This is a genomic window from Dactylosporangium sp. NPDC050688 (assembly GCF_040654515.1).
Lineage (GTDB): Bacteria > Actinomycetota > Actinomycetes > Mycobacteriales > Micromonosporaceae > Dactylosporangium.
Map to the genome: position 1 here is coordinate 1 of NZ_JBFAIC010000196.1, position 1,048 is coordinate 1,048.

Consider the following 1,048-nt stretch of genomic DNA (forward strand, 5'->3'; position numbering starts at 1 on the left):
TCGAAGGCGCCCAGGTCGACCTGGACACCGCGTTCGACATCGAGGCCCGCTACTTCACCGAGCTGGCCACCGGACAGGTCGCGAAGAACATGATCCAGGCGTTCTTCTTCGACCTGCAGGCGGCCAATGCCCGCGGCTCCTCCGCCGCGCCGTTCACGACCGTGGCGGTGCTCGGCGCCGGCATGATGGGCGCCGGGATCGCCTACGTGTGCGCGCGCGCCGGGATGCGGGTGCTGCTCAAGGACGTCACGCTCGAGGCCGCCCAGCGCGGCAAGCTGTACTCGGAGCGGCTGGTCGCCAAGGGCCGCGGCGGGCCGGACCTGCTGGAGCGGATCACCCCGACCGCCGACCCGGCCGACCTCGCCGGCTGCGACCTGGTCATCGAGGCCGTGTTCGAGGACCCGGCGCTCAAGCACAAGGTGTTCGCCGAGATCGAGAACGTCGTCGCGCCGGACGCGCTGCTGTGCTCCAACACCTCGACGCTGCCCATCACCGAGCTCGCCGACGGCGTGACCCGCCAGCAGGACTTCGTCGGGCTGCACTTCTTCTCCCCCGTGGACAAGATGCCGCTGGTCGAGGTCATCCGCGGTGCGACCACGTCGGAGGAGGCCGTGCAGCGCGCCCTCGGCGTCGTGCGGCAGCTGCGCAAGACCCCGATCGTGGTCAACGACAGCCGCGGGTTCTTCACCAGCCGGGTCATCGGCACGTTCACCAACGAGGGGGTCGCGATGCTCGCCGAGGGCATCGCCGCGCCGTCGATCGAGCAGGCCAGCGCCCAGGCCGGCTACCCGGCGCCGGTGCTGCAGCTCATGGACGAGCTGACCCTGACCCTGCCGCGCAAGATCCGGCGGGAGACGGCCGCCGCGGTCACCGCCGGCGGCGGCACCTGGACCCCGCACCCGGCCGACGCGGTCATCGACCGGATGATCGACGAGTTCGAGCGGCCCGGCCGGTCCGGCGGCGCCGGGTTCTACGAGTACACCGACGGCAAGCGCACCCGGCTGTGGCCTGGGCTGCGCGAGCACTTCGGCAAGCCCGACGCCGGCGT

General features: G+C 71.9%; 1 protein-coding gene. It reads left to right on the forward strand.

Translation table 11 applies throughout. The annotated features are described in order from the left end of the window. A partial coding sequence (locus tag AB0H83_RS51935) for a 3-hydroxyacyl-CoA dehydrogenase family protein (RefSeq protein ID WP_360111521.1) occupies positions 1-1,048 on the forward strand: 1,048 nt, incomplete at both ends.